25 protein-coding genes, 7 tRNA genes and 1 riboswitch are annotated in these 23455 nt (G+C 45.2%); of the genes, 8 read left to right on the top strand and 24 right to left on the bottom strand.

Annotated elements, in window-relative coordinates:
• Positions 1-19: 19 nt before the first annotated feature.
• The 5 genes from L7D49_RS06495 to L7D49_RS06515 all read right to left on the bottom strand — a co-directional run bounded on the left by L7D49_RS06495 (position 20) and on the right by L7D49_RS06515 (position 3259).
• On the bottom strand, positions 20-634 hold the full coding sequence (locus L7D49_RS06495) for a nucleoside/nucleotide kinase family protein (protein ID WP_238080033.1): 615 nt from the start codon (positions 632-634) through the stop codon (positions 20-22).
• Entirely contained in the window at positions 634-1161 is a 528-nt protein-coding gene (gene lepB, locus L7D49_RS06500; protein ID WP_238080034.1) for a signal peptidase I, read from the bottom strand. The genes L7D49_RS06495 and lepB overlap by 1 nt, the downstream gene beginning before the upstream one ends.
• A 210-nt stretch (positions 1162-1371) precedes the next feature.
• Positions 1372-1860, bottom strand: coding sequence for a cupin domain-containing protein (locus L7D49_RS06505; RefSeq protein WP_238080035.1), 489 nt, complete (start codon positions 1858-1860; stop codon positions 1372-1374).
• Positions 1857-2444: a histidine phosphatase family protein gene (locus L7D49_RS06510; protein ID WP_238080036.1), complete on the bottom strand. Its 588-nt coding sequence runs from the start codon at positions 2442-2444 to the stop codon at positions 1857-1859. The genes L7D49_RS06505 and L7D49_RS06510 overlap by 4 nt, the downstream gene beginning before the upstream one ends.
• 26 nt (positions 2445-2470) lie before the next feature.
• Positions 2471-3259: an alpha/beta hydrolase gene (locus L7D49_RS06515; RefSeq protein WP_238080037.1), complete on the bottom strand. Its 789-nt coding sequence runs from the start codon at positions 3257-3259 to the stop codon at positions 2471-2473.
• A 114-nt stretch (positions 3260-3373) separates the two neighbouring features.
• On the opposite strand from L7D49_RS06515, the gene L7D49_RS06520 reads away from it, so the two are divergent.
• The 3 genes from L7D49_RS06520 to L7D49_RS06530 all read left to right on the top strand — a co-directional run bounded on the left by L7D49_RS06520 (position 3374) and on the right by L7D49_RS06530 (position 5422).
• Entirely contained in the window at positions 3374-3886 is a 513-nt protein-coding gene (locus tag L7D49_RS06520) for a gamma carbonic anhydrase (RefSeq protein WP_238080038.1), read from the top strand.
• A gap of 275 nt (positions 3887-4161) precedes the next feature.
• On the top strand, positions 4162-4398 hold the full coding sequence (locus L7D49_RS06525) for a hypothetical protein (RefSeq protein WP_238080039.1): 237 nt from the start codon (positions 4162-4164) through the stop codon (positions 4396-4398).
• A gap of 694 nt (positions 4399-5092) precedes the next feature.
• The gene (locus L7D49_RS06530; RefSeq protein ID WP_238080040.1) at positions 5093-5422 is read left to right on the top strand and encodes a hypothetical protein; all 330 of its coding nucleotides are present in this window, start codon (positions 5093-5095) and stop codon (positions 5420-5422) included.
• Positions 5423-5645: 223 nt separating this feature from the next.
• Here L7D49_RS06530 and metK read toward each other — a convergent pair whose 3' ends face one another.
• On the bottom strand, positions 5646-6851 hold the full coding sequence (gene metK / locus L7D49_RS06535; RefSeq protein WP_269135877.1) for a methionine adenosyltransferase: 1206 nt from the start codon (positions 6849-6851) through the stop codon (positions 5646-5648).
• Positions 6852-7033: 182 nt separating this feature from the next.
• A riboswitch (SAM riboswitch) is annotated at positions 7034-7144 on the bottom strand.
• A gap of 173 nt (positions 7145-7317) precedes the next feature.
• On the opposite strand from metK, the gene pckA reads away from it, so the two are divergent.
• Positions 7318-8904: a phosphoenolpyruvate carboxykinase (ATP) gene (gene pckA / locus L7D49_RS06540; protein WP_238080041.1), complete on the top strand. Its 1587-nt coding sequence runs from the start codon at positions 7318-7320 to the stop codon at positions 8902-8904.
• Positions 8905-9078: 174 nt separating this feature from the next.
• Here the strand turns inward: pckA and L7D49_RS06545 are convergent, their stop codons facing one another.
• From L7D49_RS06545 to L7D49_RS06570, 6 genes are all read right to left on the bottom strand, one after another.
• Positions 9079-9867, bottom strand: coding sequence for an alpha/beta hydrolase family protein (locus L7D49_RS06545; protein WP_238080042.1), 789 nt, complete (start codon positions 9865-9867; stop codon positions 9079-9081).
• Positions 9857-10318, bottom strand: coding sequence for an NUDIX hydrolase (locus tag L7D49_RS06550; RefSeq protein ID WP_272493168.1), 462 nt, complete (start codon positions 10316-10318; stop codon positions 9857-9859). Before L7D49_RS06550 ends, L7D49_RS06545 begins: the two co-directional genes overlap by 11 nt.
• 118 nt (positions 10319-10436) lie before the next feature.
• A complete protein-coding gene (locus L7D49_RS06555; RefSeq protein ID WP_238080043.1) occupies positions 10437-10781 on the bottom strand; it encodes a transposase in 345 nt (114 codons plus the stop codon).
• An 80-nt stretch (positions 10782-10861) separates the two neighbouring features.
• A complete protein-coding gene (locus L7D49_RS06560) occupies positions 10862-12181 on the bottom strand; it encodes an NAD-dependent malic enzyme (RefSeq protein ID WP_238080044.1) in 1320 nt (439 codons plus the stop codon).
• Positions 12182-12316: 135 nt separating this feature from the next.
• Positions 12317-12496, bottom strand: a complete 180-nt coding sequence (locus L7D49_RS06565) for a putative motility protein (RefSeq protein WP_238080045.1) — start codon at positions 12494-12496, stop codon at positions 12317-12319.
• A gap of 61 nt (positions 12497-12557) precedes the next feature.
• A complete protein-coding gene (locus L7D49_RS06570) occupies positions 12558-13007 on the bottom strand; it encodes a Dps family protein (RefSeq protein ID WP_238080046.1) in 450 nt (149 codons plus the stop codon).
• Between the two features lie 116 nt (positions 13008-13123).
• On the opposite strand from L7D49_RS06570, the gene yidD reads away from it, so the two are divergent.
• Positions 13124-13339 (top strand): membrane protein insertion efficiency factor YidD, encoded by a 216-nt coding sequence (gene yidD, locus L7D49_RS06575; RefSeq protein WP_418895856.1) that lies wholly within the window; start codon positions 13124-13126, stop codon positions 13337-13339.
• Between the two features lie 125 nt (positions 13340-13464).
• Positions 13465-14433, top strand: coding sequence for a metal ABC transporter substrate-binding protein (locus L7D49_RS06580; protein ID WP_238080048.1), 969 nt, complete (start codon positions 13465-13467; stop codon positions 14431-14433).
• Positions 14434-14488: 55 nt separating this feature from the next.
• On the opposite strand, the gene L7D49_RS06585 is transcribed toward L7D49_RS06580, so the two are convergent.
• The 5 genes from L7D49_RS06585 to L7D49_RS06605 all read right to left on the bottom strand — a co-directional run bounded on the left by L7D49_RS06585 (position 14489) and on the right by L7D49_RS06605 (position 20776).
• Entirely contained in the window at positions 14489-15934 is a 1446-nt protein-coding gene (locus L7D49_RS06585) for an o-succinylbenzoate--CoA ligase (protein ID WP_238080049.1), read from the bottom strand.
• A 100-nt stretch (positions 15935-16034) separates the two neighbouring features.
• Positions 16035-16853 (bottom strand): 1,4-dihydroxy-2-naphthoyl-CoA synthase, encoded by an 819-nt coding sequence (gene menB / locus L7D49_RS06590; protein WP_238080050.1) that lies wholly within the window; start codon positions 16851-16853, stop codon positions 16035-16037.
• Positions 16854-16864: 11 nt separating this feature from the next.
• Positions 16865-17692, bottom strand: coding sequence for a 2-succinyl-6-hydroxy-2,4-cyclohexadiene-1-carboxylate synthase (gene menH / locus L7D49_RS06595; RefSeq protein ID WP_238080051.1), 828 nt, complete (start codon positions 17690-17692; stop codon positions 16865-16867).
• The gene (gene menD, locus L7D49_RS06600) at positions 17692-19398 is read right to left on the bottom strand and encodes a 2-succinyl-5-enolpyruvyl-6-hydroxy-3-cyclohexene-1-carboxylic-acid synthase (protein ID WP_238080052.1); all 1707 of its coding nucleotides are present in this window, start codon (positions 19396-19398) and stop codon (positions 17692-17694) included. Before menD ends, menH begins: the two co-directional genes overlap by 1 nt.
• Positions 19391-20776 carry an isochorismate synthase gene (locus L7D49_RS06605; protein WP_238080053.1) on the bottom strand — a complete coding sequence of 462 codons (1386 nt, stop codon included), beginning with the start codon at positions 20774-20776 and terminating at the stop codon, positions 19391-19393. The genes menD and L7D49_RS06605 overlap by 8 nt, the downstream gene beginning before the upstream one ends.
• 167 nt (positions 20777-20943) lie before the next feature.
• Here L7D49_RS06605 and L7D49_RS06610 point away from each other — a divergent pair, with 167 nt between their 5' ends.
• Both L7D49_RS06610 and L7D49_RS06615 read left to right on the top strand, forming a co-directional pair.
• The gene (locus L7D49_RS06610) at positions 20944-21855 is read left to right on the top strand and encodes a 1,4-dihydroxy-2-naphthoate polyprenyltransferase (protein WP_238080054.1); all 912 of its coding nucleotides are present in this window, start codon (positions 20944-20946) and stop codon (positions 21853-21855) included.
• A 163-nt stretch (positions 21856-22018) separates the two neighbouring features.
• Positions 22019-22762 carry a TraR/DksA C4-type zinc finger protein gene (locus L7D49_RS06615; protein WP_238080055.1) on the top strand — a complete coding sequence of 248 codons (744 nt, stop codon included), beginning with the start codon at positions 22019-22021 and terminating at the stop codon, positions 22760-22762.
• A 39-nt stretch (positions 22763-22801) separates the two neighbouring features.
• On the opposite strand, the gene L7D49_RS06620 is transcribed toward L7D49_RS06615, so the two are convergent.
• The 7 genes from L7D49_RS06620 to L7D49_RS06650 all read right to left on the bottom strand — a co-directional run bounded on the left by L7D49_RS06620 (position 22802) and on the right by L7D49_RS06650 (position 23442).
• Positions 22802-22873: transfer RNA gene (locus L7D49_RS06620), tRNA-Glu, on the bottom strand.
• Positions 22874-22880: 7 nt separating this feature from the next.
• Positions 22881-22971: transfer RNA gene (locus L7D49_RS06625), tRNA-Ser, on the bottom strand.
• Positions 22972-22983: 12 nt separating this feature from the next.
• A tRNA-Asn gene (locus L7D49_RS06630) sits at positions 22984-23058 on the bottom strand.
• A 1-nt stretch (position 23059) separates the two neighbouring features.
• Positions 23060-23136: transfer RNA gene (locus L7D49_RS06635), tRNA-Ile, on the bottom strand.
• Between the two features lies 1 nt (position 23137).
• Positions 23138-23211: transfer RNA gene (locus L7D49_RS06640), tRNA-Gly, on the bottom strand.
• Between the two features lie 6 nt (positions 23212-23217).
• Positions 23218-23293: transfer RNA gene (locus L7D49_RS06645), tRNA-Phe, on the bottom strand.
• Positions 23294-23366: 73 nt separating this feature from the next.
• Positions 23367-23442, bottom strand: a tRNA-Asp gene (locus tag L7D49_RS06650).
• Between the last annotated feature and the right edge of the window lie 13 nt (positions 23443-23455).

A 23455-nucleotide genomic window follows, 5' to 3' on the forward strand; every position in this document is an offset into this window, starting at 1 on the left:
CTCCTCTATGCGTAGTCTTTTAAAGGATACCCGCAATCGAACGGAGATAATCATGGAATCTTTTTGTTTGCGATGTCCCGTTTAACACGAAATCTGCCAGGTTTACCGGATTATTTTCCCTTATATATTCCTCTTCCGCCGGGAAATAACGTTCGGTGTACTTGTTCAGTATCGCTTGCTGCGAGCCGATATAGGAATCACGCTCCAGCACCCTTTGGAGACGCGTTTCTTTATCAATATCGATAAAGATGACATGGTTAAAGTACTTCCTTAATTCCGCCCGTTGCAAAAAAACGCCTTCTATTATCAACATACCGCCAACCGGAAGAACAATCCATTTTTCGTCATAGGAATCATTGATTTTATTATAAATCTCGATCTTTTTATGCACCGGTTTGCCTTTTCGTATTGGCTCCAGTATTTCTTCAATCAAATAGGAGTATCGCCATTGTTCAAAGTAATACGCTTTCCACGGTTCCAATCCTTCTGCATACCGAATCGATTTCGGATGAATGAAATCATCAATATGCAAAAGGACGGAGTCCACGAACTCCTGCTGAATCTTTTCAGCAATTGTCGTTTTCCCCGCCCCGCCTAAGCCGTCAATCCCTAGGATCAGCGTCTGTTGACTCATTATTTTGGAATTCCTATTGAATTGAATGGAAAGAATCGAAATTCAACTTTTCCAACGACTGATGACTCATCAATGCATCCAATGATCCGGCTGTCTGTACTGTTGCGGCGATTGTCGCCAAGAACAAAGAGCTGGCCTTCCGGAACTGTAACCTCAAAGTCTTCGGTCAATTTTTGATCTTTGAAGATCTTTTCTTTATTTTCTTCAATATAAGGCTCATCATACGCCTTGCCATTGATGAATAATTGGTCGTCCTTCATCTCAACCGTATCACCCGGCAGCCCAATCACACGCTTAATATAGTCTTCCTTTGTACCCGGTGCATGGAACACGACTAAGTCAAAATGATCGAGTTTGTGGATTTTAGAAATGACAACACGGTTGTTTGATTCAAAAGTCGGTTCCATGGATTGGCCCGAGACGACAACTGGAGCAAATAGAAATTGACGGACGACAAATACGATGACAAACGCGATTGCCAACGATTTAACCCAAGACATAATTTCACTTTTCGTTTCTTTTTTCAAAACTTACTTCCTCCGATCAAAATCTCTCTATTACTAGACTACTCCATTTAATGAAAAGTTTCACGTATTCCTGACGAAATTTGCTGAAAAAATTTCTACTTCAGAACTCGTAACATCCCTTGCAGTTCAGCAGCCTATTTCTATCTTATTCCGCAAAGGCCCAATGTTTCACCTGGCCGGGCAAAAAACCTTTGCCAGCCTTTCCTGCTATTACCCACGGGTTAATTTGGTGATGATCGCTTCATGTTGTGGATATTGCTCTTTCAATTCCTCTCGTTCAAACAGCTCAAAGTCCTCAAAATCAAAGCCAGGCGCGACCATGCAACCGACTAGCGAGAAGGAGCCTTCTTGGACCATCGAGGAACCAAAAATCGTTCCTTTTGGCACAACGGCTTGTGGTTGTTCGCCTTCATGAACAGCCAGTCCAAGTTTAATTTCATTGTATGCGCCGTTTGGATCAATCGTATGAATGATCAACGGACTGCCGGCATGGTAATACCATACTTCATCCGATTTCAATCGATGGAAATGGGACACTTCTCCTGGCTGCAGCAAGAAATAAATGCTCGTATACAAGCTGCGCCGGCTACCCTGCCGATCCATCTCTTCATCCGAATGAAACGTACCTACATAATGACCGCCTTCTGGATGAGGCTCCATTTTGAGCTGATCGATGAAATACTGGGCATCCTGTTTCATGCATCCACCGCCTTTAAGTGTGCCGTGCAATTCAATAACGAACATTGATTTCCTTCGTCTTGCAACGTCAAAATCGTAACTGATGTATTGTCGACTCCCTGGTCAAGATCGGCATCAGGAACCAGTTCATGTAAAAGTCGTTTGATGAAGCTGCCATGGCTCACAAGCAGCACCCGTTTGCCTGGATATTTATCTTGAATGTCATGAATGCAAGCCATCCCACGAGAAATAACCTCGTCATGGGGTTCAAAACCCATATCGAGCTCCCGCCAATTCGCTCCCCACTTTTCAATGCGCTCTGCTTCGGTCGTACCCTCGATCTTTCCTCCGCCCGTTTCGCGAATCCGATCATCCAGTACCATCGGAACACCAGGCATCTCGCTGCCGATGATTTCAGCAGTCATTTTCGCCCGGCTTAATGGACTGGTATAAATCACATCCCAATGCTCGCCTGCCAATCGTGCGGCTACTCGTTCTGCCATCGCAATCCCTTCCGCATCGAGTGGAATATCGGAGCTTCCTTGCGCACGACCTTCCTTATTCCAAGCAGTCACCCCATGGCGTATTAATCCAATTGTCGTCATATTCCCCATCCTTCCTCTTTCCAAAATCACACTACATAGCCAAGAGACCGAAGTACATTGTTCATGAACGATTCAATATATTGATAGACTTCTTCCCGTTCCGGCTCTTGATACAAATCATGATACAACCTCTTCCATTCCTTGAAGTGGAATTCAGATAGCTGTTGATTAGAAAGCCATTTTTTGGCGTATGTGTTATCTGTTATTTTATCTCGGCCACCTGTCTGCAGTAGCACAGGAACATCTTGAATGGATGTTTCAGTGGTCTGCACAGCCTTCATGAACGCAGTCAGTTCCCGGTACCAAGAAGCAGTCACCGCGGAACTGTAATGACGGTCATTCTGGGCGTCTATGTACAGATCATAATTTCTTGTCAGTCGCTCAATCGTCACGTCGTGATTAATTTTCATGGAAGGTGATAATTTTGTCAGAACAGACGAAAACTTGGACGGCTGATGTTTCAATGAAAGCCATGGTGAACTGAAAATGCAGCCTGCGCATTCCAGCTTTTCCGCTTGCAGCAGATGCATCACCAATGTCGCTCCCAAGCCGTGGCCGACAACGAATATCGGAACCGTATCGAGCAAAGCGACCTCCATCATCTTCTTAATATGTTTTACATAAGAATCAAATGACTCATCATGCACGCCTCTGCCACTCTCTTCGCCATGCCCCGGCAAATCACTTGTGACGACATGAAAGCCGCCATTCCGTAGTGTCTGGATCAACCATGCATACCGGCGATGGTGCTCATACGCATTATGAACGAGGACAACAATCGCTTTGGGCTGTCCTTCCGCTTCCCATTTCCACATGGATTTCTCCCCTTCCCGCCAAAAATCTATCGAACCTAGCCTGTCTTTGTTACAATGAAAACAGGATGATAATACGATGATTATACACGATTTTTAAAGAAAGAGGGGATCATCTTGATTTATCCATACAATGGTAAAACACCAGCGATTGACCCATCTGTTTACATTGCGGACTATGCAACCATTACGGGTGACGTGACAATCGGTGCCAACTCATCCATCTGGTTCAACACCGTCATCCGAGGAGACGTGGCACCGACAATAATTGGAGAACGCGTCAGCATCCAAGACTTAAGCTGCCTCCACCAAAGCCCAGGCAAAACACTGCTCATCGAAGACGATGTCACAATCGGCCACAAAGCATTGCTGCACAGCTGCATGATCCGGAAAGGCGCCCTCATCGGAATGGGTTCCATCATATTAGATGGAGCTGAAATTGGCGAAGGAGCTTTCATCGGAGCCGGAAGCCTCGTGCCACCCGGAAAGAAAATTCCTCCGAACTGCCTCGCCCTCGGCTCCCCTGCTAAAGTAGTCCGGGAACTCAACGACGAAGACCGGGCAGACATGGAACGCATCGTCAACAGCTACGTGGAAAAAGGACAAATTTATAAAAAAATGCAAAAATGAAAGCACAACGCGTGTGCTTTCATTTCTCTAATATAAATAAAGTGACAATGCCCGCCAACAATACAAACCCTACTCCCCCAAGCAGAACCATGAGCCACATCTCTAATCCCATACCCTTCAACCTCCCTATGAGAGTCGTCGATCTTCCCCTACCACGAGGAACAATCGAATGGAAAAATCTACATATAACTATAAGTAGTATTACCATACCAAACCGTTTCTGGAAAATCAAAATACAAGCTATCTAATATGTACTCTTTTGCTGGATGATTGGATTGAGATTATACGAGTGGTTCGGCGGAGCATACGAGCGGTTGCAAAATTATACGAGTGCTTCTGCGGCGGATACGAGCGGTTGCAAGATTATTCGAGTGCTTCGGAAACGGATACGAGCGGTTGCAAAATTATACGAGTGCTTCGGCAACGGATACGAGCGGTTGCAAAAACATTCGAGACCGTTTAATCGAAACGCGGGAAATTTCCATGTCTTTTCCTGCACCAGGTCGCGCTAAATGCCTTTGACCAATTAAGAAAATTGATCTGAACGTTGAGCCTATTCTTCTCGAGGAATTTCACGAGCGGTTCGGGAGAGGATACGAGCGGTTACAAAATTATACGAGTGGTTCGGCGGCGCATACGAGCGGTTGCCAAATTATACGAGTGGTTCGGCGGCGCATACGAGCGGTTGCCAGATTATACGAGTACCCGGAATTCTCTGTTTTCACGTGCGCCCCTACAATTAAACGAGCACTCTTCAAGATATACGAGCACTAATGGAATTAATCGAGCACTTCTCGAAATATATGAGCACTCCAACGACTAATCGAGCACTCTTCAGGATATACGAGCACTCCTGGAATTAATCGAGCACTTCTCGAAATATACGAGCACTTCAACGATCAATGCAGCACACATTAATAGTGACGATTACTATGTTACTGGGGAAAACTAACATAATGAAGAATTTGTAAATAAAACAGGACGAAATCATGACCTGTTTGTTAAGATGAAACAGAACATAAATAAATCTTTACTAACGCATATGGATTGGGACACTACTAATTCAACATGCTACTGCAAATAAACATCGGGAAAAGGTGAGATAAAATAAAAAAGTATAAGCAAGGGCTCATCATTTCGCTTATTTTTCTAATCATACTCTTTATTATAGATCGGACCCTATACAATGGAGTGATGTCATTAAAGATGCCGATTGTTTTATCGGGACTTCATGTTATTGTTTACCATCAGCTAATTCCGAATAAGAGGCTCACACGTTATTTCATTTATATTGGTATAATTATTTTATTTGTATGCCTTTCTTTACCATCTTTAACTTATAAACAAGCAAAAGAAAAAATCTTAAACAATCATACAATGACCATTGTGGAAACGGGTACCGTTCCAGTAGAAGCTAGTTGGAATCCTTTTGCTCCAAATCGTGCTTACTATTTTAAAGGAAAGAATGCAAGCTCCGAAGAGATTACGCTAATGGTTGCCCCTAGTACAGGTAAAGTTCTGGAAATCAATTATTAATTAGCGCCAAGAAAGAGATTAAAGTGGCTTTTCAAAATGATTGCAGATTACTATGATTGTTATAAAGTGCCCCTCTCCTTTATTTTGGATTTGGAAGGATTCCTGCCCTCCAACCCATTGTAAGGGATTTTTTCATTCTCAAATCCCCCTCCATCTCACACCCTCTTCCAATCAAAAAAACAGGAGAAGAAAAACATAACGTTTTTCTTCTCCTGTTTCATTATTACCCGACTACGATGCCGGATTTTTCTTTCAAAGCGGCTGCTTTGTCAGTTTGTTCCCAAGGAAGCTCTACATCTGTGCGGCCAAAGTGACCGTATGCAGCAGTTTGTTTGTAGATCGGTCTGCGAAGATCAAGCATTTTGATGATGCCGGCCGGACGGAGGTCAAACAGCTCGCGCACCATTTCGACTAGCTTGCTTTCTTCGACTTTTCCAGTTCCGAATGTGTCGATGGAAATGGAGACAGGTTTGGCAACTCCGATAGCGTAGGCCAGCTGAACTTCACAGCGGGAAGCCAGTCCAGCAGCTACGATATTTTTCGCTACGTAGCGTGCCGCATAGGATGCAGAACGGTCAACTTTTGTCGCGTCCTTTCCGGAGAATGCACCGCCGCCATGGCGAGCATAGCCGCCATATGTATCGACGATGATTTTCCGGCCAGTCAATCCTGCATCCCCTTGTGGTCCGCCGATAACGAAGCGGCCAGATGGGTTGATGAAGTATTTGGTTTCTTCATCTAATAATTCAGCAGGGACGACCGCATCAATTACGTGCTCTTTAATGTCACGTTTGATTTGATCTAACGTTGTGTCCGGGTGATGCTGTGTCGAAATGACAATCGTGTCGACGCGGACAGGTTGATTGTTTTCATCATATTCAATTGTTACTTGCGTTTTTCCATCCGGACGTAAATAAGAAAGTATGTCTTCTTTGCGTACTTGCGCTAAACGTCGGGATAATTTATGCGCCAAGCTGATTGGCAAAGGCATTAATTCCGGAGTTTCATCACATGCGTATCCGAACATCAAGCCCTGATCCCCTGCACCGATGGCTTCCAATTCTTTATCGGTCATCGTTCCTTCTCTTGCTTCGAGCGCCTGATCCACACTCGCTGCGATGTCCGGTGATTGTTCATCAATCGAAGTCAAAACAGAAGAGGTTTCCCAGTCGAATCCGAATTTCGCGCGGGTGTACCCGATTTCCTTTACTGTGTCCCGAACGACCTTCGGAATATCAACGTACGTTGTCGTTGTAATTTCACCTATAACAAGTACGAGACCTGTTGTGATAGTCGTTTCACACGCAACGCGTGCATTTGGGTCTTCCTCTAAAATTGCATCCAAAATGGCGTCAGAGATCTGATCGCACATTTTATCCGGATGTCCTTCTGTTACCGATTCCGATGTGAACAGTCGGCGATTTGTCAATGTAATTTCCTCCTTAACGGCTTGCTCATATTGATACGGTACTCTATATGTCCCAGTAGTTCCACGCCTGAAGAGAGTCGACGTCAACATACACAAGGATTAAGGGCCAGACAATATAAAAAGCCTTCCACTCACGTAAATATACATGAGGAAAGGCATTATTTCAAAAGCAGCACCTTTCACTCTTATCGTCCAAGGATTCAACCTTGCTCCAGGTTTGGCACCTTTTCGCAGTGTATGCGCAGGTTGCCGGGCTTCATAGGGCCTGTCCCTCCGCCAGCTCGGGATAAGAGTATCCGTTCATGATATAATGCTACGAAAAACTTGCGCTTTTGTCAAATCATTTTAATGAGAAACACTTGAGTTTTTAATTAGTATAGATTATTATTCTTAATGTGTTATACTAATTACGAAAATAAGGATACCCATTGAGTTGGGACTATATGTAAAGGACGGTACGTAAACTATGATTTCAGCGAAAATCGAAAACGGACTTAAAGAACTTCTTGCAGGCAACAATGTTACAATCCAGCCATCCGTCGCGGAATTGGTTGAAAAGGCGACAGCTCGCGGAGAAGCACAACTTTCAGCAGACGGTGCACTCGCTGCGCGCACTGGAAAGTATACGGGCCGTTCACCTGGAGACAAATTCATTGTTGAAGAACCTTCCACTAAAGATAAAATCGACTGGGGCAAAGTGAACCGCCCGATTTCTGCGGACATCTTTGATTCACTATACACGAAAGTGATCAATCATTTAAAGCAAAAAGATGAATTATTTGTTTTCAAAGGCTTTGCAGGTGCTGATAAAGACTCCCAGCTTTCCCTTCAGGTTATCAATGAATACGCGTGGCAAAACTTGTTTGTCCACCAATTGTTCATCCGCCCGACTGAAGAAGAGCTGAAGACGCATGAAGCACAATTCACGATCTTAGCTGCTCCGTCTTTCAAAGCAGATCCAGCTGTTGATGGAACGAACTCCGAAACATTCATCATTGTTTCCTTTGAGCGCCGCATTGTATTGATCGGCGGTACTGAATATGCTGGAGAAATGAAGAAATCGATTTTCTCTGTCATGAACTTCTTGCTTCCTGAACGCGGCATTTTACCGATGCACTGTTCTGCAAACGTTGGCGAAGAAGGCGATGTTGCTTTGTTCTTCGGTCTTTCAGGTACTGGAAAGACTACGTTGTCTGCAGATGCACAGCGTAAATTGATCGGTGATGACGAGCACGGCTGGTCAGATAACGGCGTCTTCAATATTGAAGGTGGTTGCTATGCTAAATGTATCAACCTTTCGCCTGAAAAAGAACCGGAAATTTATGGTGCAATTCGTTTTGGTTCCGTATTGGAAAACGTCGTCTTGGATGAAGAAACACGTGTAGCTGATTATGATGATAACTCATTAACTGAAAACACTCGTGCCGCTTATCCAATTCAATATATCGATAACATTGTCACGCCTTCAGTGGCTGGCCAGCCAAAAACGATCATCTTCTTAACTGCAGATGCGTTTGGCGTGCTACCTCCAATCTCCAAGTTGACGAAAGAGCAAGCGATGTATCATTTCCTTAGCGGCTTCACGTCCAAATTGGCAGGTACTGAACGCGGTATCACAGCTCCTGAAGCAACATTCTCGACTTGCTTCGGTTCTCCGTTCCTTCCGCTTCCTGCAACGGTTTATGCGGAAATGCTCGGTAAGAAAATCGATGAGCACGATGCACAAGTATTCCTTGTCAATACAGGCTGGACTGGCGGCGAATACGGCGTCGGCAAGCGTATGGCATTGAAACATACACGTACAATGGTTCGTGCAGCTCTCGCTGGCAAGTTGAAAGATGTTGAAACTGAAACGAACGAAGTGTTCGGTCTAGCGATGCCTACAGCAATTGAAGGCGTTCCTAGCGAAGTATTGAACCCACGCAATGCTTGGGCAGATACTGCAGCATACGACAAGAAAGCAAACGAATTGGCTGATTTGTTCCGGGAGAACTTCAAGAAATTTGAAAATGTCTCTGCAGATATTATCAAATTTGGCGGACCAACTGCTTAATCTTTCGCCTAGATGAATACATGCAAGCCGTCTCGCACATAACGCGAGACGGCTTTTCTTATTGGAATTTACCTCCGATTTTCATCCACTTGAAACTGCTTTTCAATGGAATCTATTAAATTTAAAAAAACACCTCCGAGACCAATCCGCTCGAAAGTGTTTTTTCCATGCAATCTATTCAACTTTTTTCATCCACTCGCATAATTCGCGGACAATCCTTGCATTTTCGGCTGCCGGAAAGTGGTGTGTATAGTCAGGAAAATACCAGGTATCATACGTCATATCTTGTTCCCGCAACGCGTCCTCTAGCATGATCGCCTGTTCAAATGAGACATTTTCATCTATCATGCCGTGGATAATTAAAACAGGTGCATCCATTTCCTTAATACGGAATAATGCTGTGCGTTCCCGGTACGCTTCCGGCAAATTGTTCGGCGTACCACCGATAACCCGTTTCATCATTCTTCGCATGTCTTCTCTTTCATTGTACGTGAACACGACATCTGAAATACCCGCCCACGTGACGACAGAGGTGATATCATCTCGCAAAATCGCAGTCCATAATGCCATAATTCCGCCACGTGAGAATGCGTACAAATGAATGCGATCTTTCCGCAGCTTTGGATGCTGCTTCATTACATCAACTCCAAATACTGCATCCTGACGGTCAGCTCCCGCAAACTCGTCTCGCCCTTCCCCACCGCGGTTTCCTCGGTAGTAAGGGGCAAACACGACAAAACCTTGTGAAGCGAATTGCGCAATTCGAGCTGGGCGCACCATACCGACATGCTGCATGCCGCCGCGCAAATAAAGGATTCCTTCATATTGACCTTCTTCGATCGGCTCGCCTAGCAGTCCCTTGACTTTCACTCCACCCGACCAGTACGTCACTTCATACAACTTCACACGGGGATTAGGCGACGGGTAGATCCTTTTGGAGATAATGCTGCCGTTATCCGCCATGGGTTTCCACCCACTTCCTGATTTTCTCCATGCCGGTGTCCTTCATATGGAAACTTAATTCGTTGCAAAGGTCCAGTTCTTCATCCGTGAACCATAAAGCACCGCCTGTTTCGTACAGGACCGGATTTTCCTCAATGGAATCAACCTTACCTGTAAATACCGCTTTGCAAAAAGGAGGATCGGTTTCCACGACATATTCGGCAAATTTAACAAGGTCCTTCAGAGTAACACCCGTCTCTTCGATCGCTTCACGGACCGCGGCCTCTTCAATTGTTTCGCCCGGCTCCGCCTTGCCTCCTGGAAATTCGATCCCTCTGCTTTCATGGCGAGTCAAAAGCCATTTCCCTTCGTGTTTTAGGACCACGAGAACATGTCTTGCTTCCATGCCTTTGCGATTCTCTCCAAAAGTCAATTCAACTGCAGCGCCTTTAATGTCATTATACGTAATCATATGTAACACATCCTTTCCTATAGTGTAGCGAAGGACACGCGCATTTACATTCCTAAGGTTCTTTATATCCAAATAAAATATAGCGGGACGCTTGGACGCCCCGCCTTCATATGAAGCTTTAGAACGGCTTGTACTGTTTTTCAGGTTCCGGACGGAAATAAGGCAATTTCTCGATAAATAAACGTGTTTCCGTATCGGTAAACTCATGGATTAACGCATAAAGCTTCATCGTCCGAATATCAATATCCGTATTATCACTGTCGAAATGATAGGGAACATAAGGCAGATGAGAACGCAGGAAGTTGCGGAACTCTAAATGATTCATCTGCTCAAATATACGTTCAAAGATCGGGATGTACTCCTTGGTAATGGTCAATTCATATTCCCAAGGGGATGAATGCTTATCTGTCATAATTTGCTGGTTGGCGACAGACACGTACAACTTTACTGGGTTCTCTTGCATCACATATCATTCCTTTTTCGTTAGTATGGAACAAAGTGGCGGAATGATACGCTGTAGACTGAACCCAATGGAATATTACGTTATTCGTTTTTCTCGTTCGCCATGCGTTCCACCGCATTTGCGACGTTTGCATGAACCATTGGATCCAGTGGATGCGGAACCAGATCACCCGGTTTTGTTGAATCCACGATGGCAAGCGCTGCCGCGATTAACATCGGATAGGTGATTTCTTTTGCTCGTGCATTTAACGTTCCTCGGAAGATGCCAGGAAAGCCGAGTACGTTGTTCACTTGACGTCCGTCTGCCGCAAATGCCGCTCCAGCTTTCAATGCCACTTCTGGCTGGATTTCAGCATTCGGATTCGAAAGTGCCAGAATGATCTGCCCTTTGCGGACCATCTCAGGTTTAATCAACCCTTCTACTCCTGTCGTTGCTATAACAATATCGCAAGTCTCCATCAATGTCTCAATAGATGGCAAAGTAGATCCGCCAAAGTCTTTTAGTCTTTGCAAGGCTGCTTCATTATGGTCCACTCCGTACATTTCCTTGACTCCGTAATTCAATAGCATTCTGCTGATTGCAAGCCCTGCTGCGCCGAGACCGATTTGCCCTACTACTGAATTGGACAGATCTACGCCCGTTTGCCTGCAGGCATTTAGAACAGATGCCAGCGTGACGACAGCAGTCCCGTGCTGGTCATCATGCATGACCGGAATCGGCAATTCGGCTTTCAGGCGCTCCTCGATTTCAAAGCAATGCGGTGAACCAATATCTTCAAGTAAAATGCCACCGAATCCTTGATGGATATGTTTGACGGTTTCTACCACTTCGTCCGGATCACTCGTGTCCAAAAGAATCGGAATCCCGCTAATCCCTGCAAATTGATCGAATAACACCGCTTTTCCTTCCATCACAGGCATGCCAGCCACTGGACCGATATTACCCAATCCAAGAATCGCCGTTCCATCCGTCACAATCGCTACCGTATTGGATATGCTGGTGAAATAATTCGCCTGTTCCGGATCTTCCTGAATGACCTTGCAGACATTCGCAACACCTGGTGTGTACACGCGGCGTAAATCCCCTAGAGAACGGATTTCAATCTTGCCTTTCATATGGATTTTCCCGCCTTCATGGGCATGCAGGACATCGTCCGTCACTGCCAGGACTTGAATGCCGCCACCTATGGCATTGATCGACTCCACAATTTTTTGAGGCTGATCTTCACTCGTGCATTGAACGGACACATCCCGGATCGTAGATAATGTGCCTACTTTTATCGTTTGTATATCGCCGATATCACCGCTCTGCAGTCCGATAGCTGTGGCGACTTTTGCAAAATTCCCTGGCACGGAAGGTGTTTCGATGATTAAATTTCTCATATATTGCACTTCTGCCATGCTGAAAACCTCCATGTTTTTTTAATAAAGATAGAATGCTCTTGCCTAACCCATACCCCATTCTACATGGAGTTAATTCAGCATCCAACCAAAAAATGAGCATACACCCCAAACGAGGCGTATACTCACTTCCTATTACGCTTTCATATCAAGCGCCGTTCCTTTGTAAGGATGGGCTGCCGACTGCTGTGGCAAGCTTTCCAATAAGTCCGTCGCTGCGGTTGCGTTTACGGCCATCGCCTTGTTCAACACGCTTAACTGGACTGTAGATTGAAGGCTGCGCAGTTGGCTCGCCATAATGGAATTCAGCTCCATTCCCATCCCCCCTTCCCCTTTTACTATCGGCAAACCGATAAAAATATCAAGGGAAATCAAATCATTTATTATCTTCGCCTAAGAACGCATTTAACATCCACTGATGTTTCTCCACGCTCTGGTATGTTGCATTCAATAAATCTTCCGTCATATCGTCACCGTCTTCCGCAGCCAGCTTCATGCCGTGTTTCAAAGATTCCATAATGGCATTGAAATCATCGACTACTGATTTGACCATCTGCTCTGCTGACTCAGAACCGGTTGCTTCCTGTACGACAGACAGCTCCAGATGCTTGCGCAAGGCAGCAGCCGGTTCCCCGCCAAGTGTCAGCATCCGTTCTGCGATTTCATCCATATGAAGAGTCGCTTCGTTATATAGTTCTTCAAACTTGGCATGTAACGTGAAAAATTCTCTTCCCTTCACATACCAATGATAATTATGAAGTTTGGCATACATGACAGACCATGTGGCCACCTGCTTATTTAATTCGTTTAACAATTCCTTGGACATACCATTCTCTCCTTCAAACCGATTTATATAATGCATCTCTCTGTTAATTTACCTCTAAAAGAAATAAAATAAACCTATCAGCAAAAGAGGAGTCCAGTCCATTGAAGTATATCTTAATGAGTTTGATTAAAATTTATCAAAAAGTTATTTCTCCGCTCACACCACCGACATGCCGGTTTTATCCGACCTGTTCCCACTATGGGATAGAAGCGATCGAAAAACATGGTGCCTTCAAAGGATCATGGCTGGCAATTCGTAGAATATCAAAATGCCACCCCTTTCATGAGGGTGGATTTGATCCCGTACCCGATAAAATCGAAAAAGACAAATGATCTTCCGGCGAAAGCCGGTTTTTTTATGGATGTTAAGGGTTGCGCATTCTTTCATTCTCCTGTATGATAAAAAAGCCTTCTTAAATAGTAACCATTACGATTAACAAGAAAAGGAGATTATTTCGTTGAAACGATATCTATTTATTGTATTGATATTCACCCTCGTGTTAGGAGCCTGTGGTAAGACGGGCGAGAAAGTGAAGAAGGAGGATGGTAAGATTTCAATCTACACAACAGTCTATCCCCTTCAATACTTTGCACAGCGGATCGGCGGTTCTCATGTTACTGTGCAATCCATTTATCCAGCAGGAGCAGATGAACATTCATTTGAACCGACTCAGAAAGATATGATGAATCTGGCAGACGCTGATTTATTTCTATACATCGGCCTCGGCCTCGAGGGATTTGTAGAAAATGCGAAAAAAACATTGAAAAACGAAAACGTACAGATGATCGCCACAGCTGAAAAAATTCCTGCTGAGGAATTACATGCCGGCCATGATCATGATGAGGATCACGACGAGGTTCACGACGAAGATGGGCATGAAGAAGAACATCATGACCATGGAGAATTTGATCCGCACGTGTGGATTTCTCCTAAATTAAGCATAGAACTGGCTAAATCCATTGAACAGGCATTAGTCAAGGAAGCACCGGAATTTGAAGAGGAATTCAAGACGAATCGTGAAAAGCTGGAACAAGATTTGATTGCTTTAGATGGTCGGTTCCAAGAGATGGCGAGCAAAGCCCCATCCAAAACCTTCTTCGTTTCCCATGCTGCGTTTGGGTACATCGCTGAAGAGTATGGATTAGAACAAGTGGCCATTTCGGGTTTGAATTCACAAAGTGAGCCTTCCCAAAAACAATTGGCTCATATTGTCGAGCAGGCGAAGGAAAAAAAGGTCCACTATATTCTGTTCGAACAGAACGTCTCCTCAAAATTGACAGATGTTATCCGGAAAGAAATTGGAGCAGAATCATTGATGCTTCATAATTTAGGTGTTCTCACGCCGGATGATGTGAAAAACGAGGAAACATATTTCACGCTGATGGATCGTAATCTTAAGGTCTTCCAAAAAGCACTAAGCCACTAAAGAATTAAACAGTCGAAACGAAACGGGGAGCATCGTCTTGCTTCCCCGTTTCTTTTTATGTGGACGGAAGGAGTTTCTTCAACTCCCGCCTCAATAATTTATTTGAAGCATTGCGAGGCAATTGATCGACAAAAACAATCTGTTTAGGCACTTTATATTTTGCCAATCGGGCAGCACAATAGTCGATCAGCATGTCACCCGTTACGTCAGCTTTCTTGACAATAAAGGCGATCGGGACACTTCCCCATGTATCATTTTCTATCCCGCACACCCCTGCCTCTTGTACAGCAGGATGCCCCATCAATGCATTTTCTATTTCCGCGGGGTAAATATTTTCTCCGCCTGAGATAATTAAATCGGAACGCCGGTCCATTACATATAAATAACCGTCTTCGTCCAAGTATCCAATATCTCCGGTATGCAGCCAGCCATCCACCATCGGCTGTCTTTCTGAAAACCGGCCGATATACCCGGGTGTGACATGAGGACCGCGAATCAGTATTTCTCCGGCCTCTTTCGCTTTGCTGGCACCCTCAATTTTGATTTCATTAAAGAATAATGGTTTTCCGGAGGAGCCAAGCTTTTGCAATGCATCCTCAGAAGAGAGAGTTGCTGTCTGAGAACTTGTCTCCGTCATTCCGTACGTTTGGAGAACAGGGATGCCCAATTCGCTTGCACGCTCAAGTACAGAACGTGCCACTGGCCCACCACCGACTAGCATGGTTTTGAAGTTCGGTGATACAGCCCAGTTATTTTCGAGCAATGCCTCCATCACCTTCTCAAGTGTCAATGCAACGACGGACATTCGGGTCACATTGCCGTCACGGATTTGCATTGCTGAATGTACCGCATCAAATTTTTCGTATAAACGCACTTCCATTCCATACAGCACAGAACGCACTAAAATAGAAAAGCCGCTTATATGGAAAAGAGGCATAGCACAAAGCCAGGCATCCTTTTCTGACAGCCCTAGATTCAAGACAGAGGACAAAGCACTGGAAGTATGGTTCCCAGCAGTTTGCCGCACTCCTTTCGGAAAACCGGTTGTTCCGGAAGTATACATGATAGTAATCGTTCGATCATCATTCCAAGACCCTTCAGGTAGAAAGGATGTTTCGTCCATCGACTGTAGTTCGGACACGGTGACCATCCGGACGTTCGAGCCGTTTATCAACTCTGTGTAATCATCTGAAACAACGACGGTTTGCACTTCTGCATCTTCGAGCTGCCATTCTAGTTCAGATTTTGATAATCGGCTGTTTAACATGACCATTTCAAGCCCTGCCAACATGCAGCCATGGATTATAAATACCATTTCCGGAGTTGATTTTCCGAGAAGAGCGACACGATCCCCATTTTTCAAGCCGCATGATGTTAACTGCCGTGCCCTCCTCATAGCTTCACCATGCACCTGCTCAAATGTCCATTGTTTGCTGCCAAAAGTCAAAGCGAGACGGCCCGGAGTTAAATATGCTCGTTGCAATAGCCAATTTGGTATCATTTGATTCACCTGACTTTCCCTAAAAAACTGTTGGTTACCACATTTTTCATCTTAATTATAAATAAAAGAAAAACTGCCTAGCGAAAGGCAGTTTCATTTATTAAGGGAAGCGTGGGAATTGACCAAAGTCCGGTTTGCGCTTTTCTTTAAACGCATCTCGTCCTTCTTTTGCTTCGTCAGTCGTATAGTAAAGAAGGGTCGCATCGCCTGCCATTTGTTGAAGACCAGCCAGGCCGTCCGTATCCGCATTCATCGCTGCTTTAATAAAGCGAAGTGCCGTTGGACTCATGGATAGCATTTCTTCGCACCATTGGACTGTTTCATCTTCCAATTGCTCATAAGGGACAACCGTATTGACCAATCCCATATCTAGAGCTTGCTGTGCGTCGTATTGACGGCAGAGATACCAAATTTCGCGGGCTTTCTTATGGCCAATGATTCTAGCTAAATAACCGGAACCATAACCTGCATCAAATGAGCCGACTTTTGGTCCAGTCTGTCCAAAAATGGCATTGTCAGCAGCAATCGTCAAATCACATACTACGTGAAGCACGTGCCCGCCACCGATAGCATAGCCTGCAACCATCGCGACAACCGGTTTAGGAATGACACGGATTAAGCGTTGTAAATCCAATACATTCAAGCGTGGGATTTCGTCTTCGCCAACATATCCACCATGTCCTCGAACCTTTTGGTCACCGCCTGAACAGAAAGCTTTTTCGCCTTCTCCAGTTAAAACGATGACGCCGATGCTCTCATCATCCCGTGCTCGTGAAAAAGCATCAATCATTTCCATAACCGTTTTTGGACGGAATGCATTGCGCACTTCCGGACGGTTAATCGTCACTTTGGCAATGCCGTTGTATTTTTCGTATTTAATATCTTCGTATGTACGAATTGTTTCCCAGTGACGTGTCATACTGTACCTCCTCAATAAGTTAGACCTTCTAAATACTCCTTCACTATTGTAACAAATAGTTCGGGTTTTTCCACGTGAATTGCATGTCCAGCCTGTGGAACAATGATTTGGGACGCGTTCGGGAGATCTTTTTTCATTTCCCGGGCAATAGCTACAAATTTCGAGTCTAACTCTCCCGTCATTAATAAAACAGGCATTTGAAGCTCATTTAATACCTCCCAATACGATGGCTGGCTGCCTGTCCCAAAGCCTCTCAGGCTGTTCGCCAGTCCTGACGGAGACTGGGACATCCGTTCCTCTCGTATTGCTTGGCGCTTATCCACTGACAGCATTTTCTGCGACTCAAACAGAGGGATATTTTCCCAGTTATTCACAAAAGTTTCTATCCCATCATGTAGGATGCGTTCTGCCAAACTGGCATCGCTTGCCCGTCTTGCGATCCTCTCTTCCTCTTTTTGAAGTCCAGGAGAAGAGCTTTCCAATAATAATGCTTCAATCTTTTCAGGATGTGAGGCTGTATATCCGATTGCCAACCGGCCACCCATAGAATAGCCAACAAGAATAAATCGGCTGAGCTGGAGTTGATCAAATAGACAATCTAAATCTGCCACTTGTTCAGACATGGCGTATCTAGCTGGTTCAGTCGGAATTGACGTCTTGCCGTGACCAATCAAATCAACGGCATAAACAGAATAGTCATCCTTCAGCGTGTTCATTGCACCACGCCAAGTCGAGGTGCTTCCTGTAAACCCATGGAGAAATACGATAGCGGGTTTTTCTGGATTCACAAACTGCTCCACATACATGTCAAGACCGCGAATGGAGTATGTCTCTCCCATTATCCCAACTCCTTTTGAACAGAGTCCCAATACGCTCGATGTGCCTCCACGTTCGCTTTTCGATCTGTAAAGACTTCGATGATCCGGATAGGCTTTACTTTTATCTTTTCGAGTTCACTTCTGAAAGCTTCTGCAGAGGAGACCGCTGCGTATTGTGCATCATACATGGAAGCGATGTGCTGGAACGTTAAGCCGGTCGGTGTACCGAATAATTCTTCAAAATGATTGTCAACACTCGCCTGAGGAAGATAAGAGAAGATGCCGCCGCCATCATTATTCACGATGATAATCGTCACATCATATTCCTGGAACCGTGAAACGAGTAATCCATTCTGGTCATGAAGAAATGATAAATCGCCTATTAGCAAGTAAGCAGGCCGCTTGCGTGCTGCCTGCATCCCAAATGCACTGGAAACCACACCGTCAATCCCGTTTGTGCCTCGATTTGAAAAGATAGAGATATCTTTCTCCGTCTTTTGGAAGAAGGTATCAACGTCCCGGATTGGCATGCTGCTGCCGCTGAATAGATCTACTCCATCCGGCAAATGTTCAAATAAGATTTTGGCAATGGCACCCTCATCACCAGGTATTCCAATATCGTATTTTTTCAAAAGTGAGCCTGCGACTTCATTCGCCCTTGACCAAGTTTCCACATAATCCGAACGATCTTTTTGAATAGAGATCGCAAGGACAGCCTCTGGAGCGGCCTGGATATGGTGTGTCACTGCTCCGATTGAGTCTCTGAAAATAGGCGATTCATCAACTGCCAAATAGGTAGCGGGGCGTGCTTTCTTTAAATAGAGGGACAGCGGCTTGGAAATCGGCTGTGCTCCAAAACGGATGACCGCTTCCGGCATGGTCCTATCAGCAAATGAAGCACTTTTTAATAACGCATCATAATGTTCTATGCACAAGTCCCAACAGTCAACTGGAACTTCTGCACGCAAATTGGATAGCGGATCACATAGCACCGGCCATTGGAGCGCTTTGGCAAATCGCCAAAAGTGCTCCTTATTCAAGCCAGTATCCAGCTCACCGGCGATAATTAATCCTTTCTCCACACCAGTAAGGAGTGTTTGAATCTCCTCGGCTGACTCGGGAGACAAAGAAGAAATACCTTGAATTTGGTGTTTATAGGTGACCTTAGGTTCCTCCTGATCAAAATCGATCAGCAACGGTTCCCGGAATGGCACATTAATATGAACTGGCCCTTTAGGAGCTGTCTTTGCAGCCGAAATAGCGCGATTCAAATGACGGTCAAGAAATCGATCCATCTCTTCATTATCTTCTGGCAAAGGAAAGTCGACACTGAACTTCACATGCTTACCATAAATATCGACTTGATCGATAGCTTGAGGAGCACCGACTTCGCGCAATTCGTGCGGCCTGTCCGCCGTCAGTACAATCAATGGAATACGTGCATAAAAAGCTTCCGTAATAGCAGGATGATAATTGGATACGGCAGTTCCTGATGTACAAAGCAAGATGACAGGTTTCCCAGATGCTTTGGCAAGACCCAATGCATAGTATGCGGCGGATCGTTCATCAATTTGCAAATGTGTCTGCATCCCTTTTGATGAGGCAAATGCATAGGCTAGTGGCGTCGAGCGGGATCCTGGACTGATCACCGCCTGTTCGACACCAGCTTGCAAGAAAAGACGTGTCAGTCTTTTTACATATGCGGTCAGTACAGCACGTCTATCCATTTAAATTTCCTCCAAGCGCCCGTAGGACGGGTCTGAATTTCACCCATGTTTCCGCATACTCCGAATTTGGATCAGAGTCCGCGACAATGCCGCCGCCGGCATACAAATAGGCCCGGTTTCCTGCAAGCAGTGCAGAGCGTATCGCCACCGCAAATTCTCCGTTTCCTGCCGCATCGGTCCAGCCAATGGGAGCTGCGTAATATCCACGGTCAATTCCCTCTTCCTCCCGAATCATGTCGAGAGCAATATTGGTAGGAACTCCGCCAAGAGCAGGTGTAGGATGGAGGGACTTGATAAAACTAAAAATATCCGTATCCTTTCCTACTGAACCTTGAACAGGCGTGAAAAGATGCTGAATATCTCGGACTTTCATCAGTCGAGGTGTTTTCGGTATCGACACATCCTCGCTCAGACGGTTAAAAATGGCAGAGATCATGTCAACGACATATTGATGCTCTTCACGATTTTTTCGATCTCTCATCAGTTCTTCCCCAAGGAGTCGGTCTTCCACCGCTGTATCGCCACGACGGATAGATCCGGCCACACAAGCTGAATAGGCCTGGCCATTTTTAATTTCAATTAATCTTTCCGGCGTTGCGCCAAAAAACAGTGTATCGCGGTTCTCGAGTCCGAAGTGATAGCTCTGCTGCTGTTCATTTGTAATGGAATGCAACACGGCTGTCGAAGGCACTTCTTCCTGCAACACAAGTTCCAACATGCGGGCAATTACTACTTTTTCCGCTTTGCCTTCACGGATATGCTTCGTAACTTGAGCAACCGCCTGTAAATACCTCTCCTTCTCCCTTTCGACAGTCGACATGATTTGAGGCTTGGCGCCAAATCGAAAATCATGAACTTGTGAAATATGGATCAGTCGGTCCCGCTCCTCACGCAATGTATCGAACTCGGATACCGCATGCTCCTCTTCCGTAATCATATTGATCGAAATGGAAGTGACACCCTCCTCAATGACAAGCTGAAAAGTAGGCACAACAAAAAAAGCGGATGGGTATGAGCTCCACTCACTCTCTTTCCTATGCAGCGGATCATAAGAAAACCCTCCGAAAAGAACGGGATCCCGATCTTTTTCCTCCTTAACAAGAACGGAACATAATCGCTTCCATTCATTCGATACATCCCTATATCTATCTGTACTGCTTTCAGATGAAATGACATAGGCATGTCCCAAACCGACAAGAGTCTTGCTTGCTTCTGCATTCTGCCAATAAAACCGTTCGTTTTTATAATCAGCTGAGCCAGACTCAAAAAATGTCAACGGCGTGATTCCACGGATTTCAATTGTTTCAGTGAAGAAATGCAACTTTTTCGAAGCACGCGCAAGTTGTCGGTGATCACCATCGGTTAAATTCCGAATCATGATGTTCTCTCCTTACGTTACCATTCACACACTTTTGTTCTTTTCCCTTCTTCCATTATACCGGAAACCTATGGGAAAGGCATAAATAATGCAAACCAGCATATCCTATTTCTTCATTTTGGAGTACAATGGATTCGAGCATTTTTTATAGTTAGGAGCGAATCAATTTGCAACAAACGATTAAGGCAGATACCGGCTGGAGGATCTGGTGGCAATTAACAAGACCCCATACACTGACAGCGGCTTTTGCACCCGTATTTCTTGGAACAATGATTGCCCTCTCATATGGAGAGTTCCACTTATCTCTTTTTCTAGCCATGCTAGTGGCAAGTATATTCATCCAAATGGCTACGAATATGTTTAATGAGTACTACGATTATAAAAGAGGGCTGGATACAGAACATTCCATTGGTATCGGAGGAACGATTGTGAGAAATGGCGTTCAGCCTAGAACGGTCCTCAACATCGCCTTCTTGTTGTATGCCATCTCCATAGGTATCGGATTCTATATCTGCATGGAGACGTCATGGTGGCTGGCAGCTGTCGGATTGGTTTGCATGGCAATCGGCTACTTTTATACCGGAGGACCTTATCCCATTGCATATACGCCATTTGGAGAGCTTTTCTCGGGCGTCGTCATGGGCATGCTACTTGTATTGATTGCTTTCTACATTCAAATGGGAAGCGTAACCCTAGATGCGATTCTGTTATCTATACCAAGTATGCTGCTCGTAGCCGGCATCATGATGGCGAACAACATCCGGGACATAGTGGGAGATCGCGAAGGAGGAAGGAAGACACTTGCTATACTCGTTGGTCGTCCCCGTGCCATCACCATTCTAGCTTCCTTTTTTATTATTTCCTACTGCTGGATTGTTGCACTAATCAGTACAGGACATGTGAGCATTTGGGCACTCCTTGTCTTTCTTAGTGTCAAGAAGCCAATACAGGCCATTAAAACCTTTAGAATGCATGAAGTTCCATTGCAAGTCATGCCGGCCATGAAGAATACAGCCGTAACAAATACACTATTCGCCCTGTTGCTTGGAATTGGAATTCTGATAGGATATCTAGTCTAACAGTATGTAAGGACTCGCTCCCAGCGAGTCCTTTTTACATGGAACGAAGGTTTAGCGAGTTTGAAGAAGAGGGAAAGAGAGAAGTACAACAAAGCAATAGAAATTATGAATTTCCTGTAGGTGGAGCATACTACAGTCATTATGGAAAAAGGAAGTGCTGCAAATGTTGAACGATAAGCAACTAGCCGTTTTGAAGAATGAATTACTAGAATTAAAAGGACAATTGACAAAAACAGAAAAAGAAACGGATACCGTAAATAGTCAAAGAGATGAAATTGGAGAACTATCGATGTACGATAATCATCCGGCGGAAATGGGAACGGAACTATTTGACCGTCAAAAGGATATGGCGTTGAATGAACATGCAGATTCAGAATTTGCCAAGGTGGAGGATGCCCTGGAAGCGATGCAGAACGGCACCTATGGCCAATGCGAAGTTTGCCGTCAGGATATACCGTTTGAGCGGTTAGAGGCCTTACCCTATACAACCTTTTGCATTGAACACACGCCAGAAAGACAAATCCCGACAGACAGACCTTCCGAAAAGGATATCTTAATCATGTCGGAAGAGCCGAATACATTTGCCAATCGCCATGAGGATGATTCAATTGAGGATAGCGAAGATAGCTTTCAGGAAATTGCAAAGTCGGGTACCTCAGAAACCCCTTCCGATTTCGTAGGAGACCGAGACGACTATAATTCCTTATATGATGATCCGATAACAGATGGAGCTGCAGAAGAATATGAGGAATTTGCAAGTACCGATATCAGTGCCGAAGAACGAGGATTTGTCCGCTCCTCCGCTTCAGAAGAATATGAGGAAAACTTGGACCAAGAAGGCGTAGAATCACCGATGGGCGACATTCCATATCACCGAGGCGATAGTTACATCGAAGAGAAGAAATAAAAAAAACTGTACAGTCAAGGACTGTACAGTTTTTTATTATGACCCCTACGGGATTCGAACCCGTGTTACCGCCGTGAAAGGGCGGTGTCTTAACCGCTTGACCAAGGGGCCAAACATATGGCGGAGAAGGAGGGATTCGAACCCTCGCGCCGCTTTCGCGACCTACGCCCTTAGCAGGGGCGCCTCTTGAGCCTCTTGAGTACTTCCCCATATGAAATGGATGGCTCCGCAGGTAGGACTCGAACCTACGACCGATCGGTTAACAGCCGATTGCTCTACCACTGAGCTACTGCGGAATGGTGGGCCTAAGTGGACTCGAACCACCGACCTCACGCTTATCAGGCGTGCGCTCTAACCAGCTGAGCTATAGGCCCTTGGAGCGGGTGAAGGGAATCGAACCCTCGTCATCAGCTTGGAAGGCTGAGGTTTTACCATTAAACTACACCCGCATTACATGGTGGCTCAGGACGGAATCGAACCGCCGACACAAGGATTTTCAGTCCTTTGCTCTACCGACTGAGCTACTGAGCCACATTAACTTGACGTTCATTTACCGAATGAGTAGAAGAACTTCTCTTGGAAATCACTCTATGTATTAGGAAAATGGCGGTCCCGACCGGGATCGAACCGGCGATCTCCTGCGTGACAGGCAGGCATGTTAACCGCTACACCACGGGACCTTTTGGTTGCGGG

Source organism: Sporosarcina cyprini (assembly GCF_022048975.1).
Lineage (GTDB): Bacteria > Bacillota > Bacilli > Bacillales_A > Planococcaceae > Sporosarcina > Sporosarcina cyprini.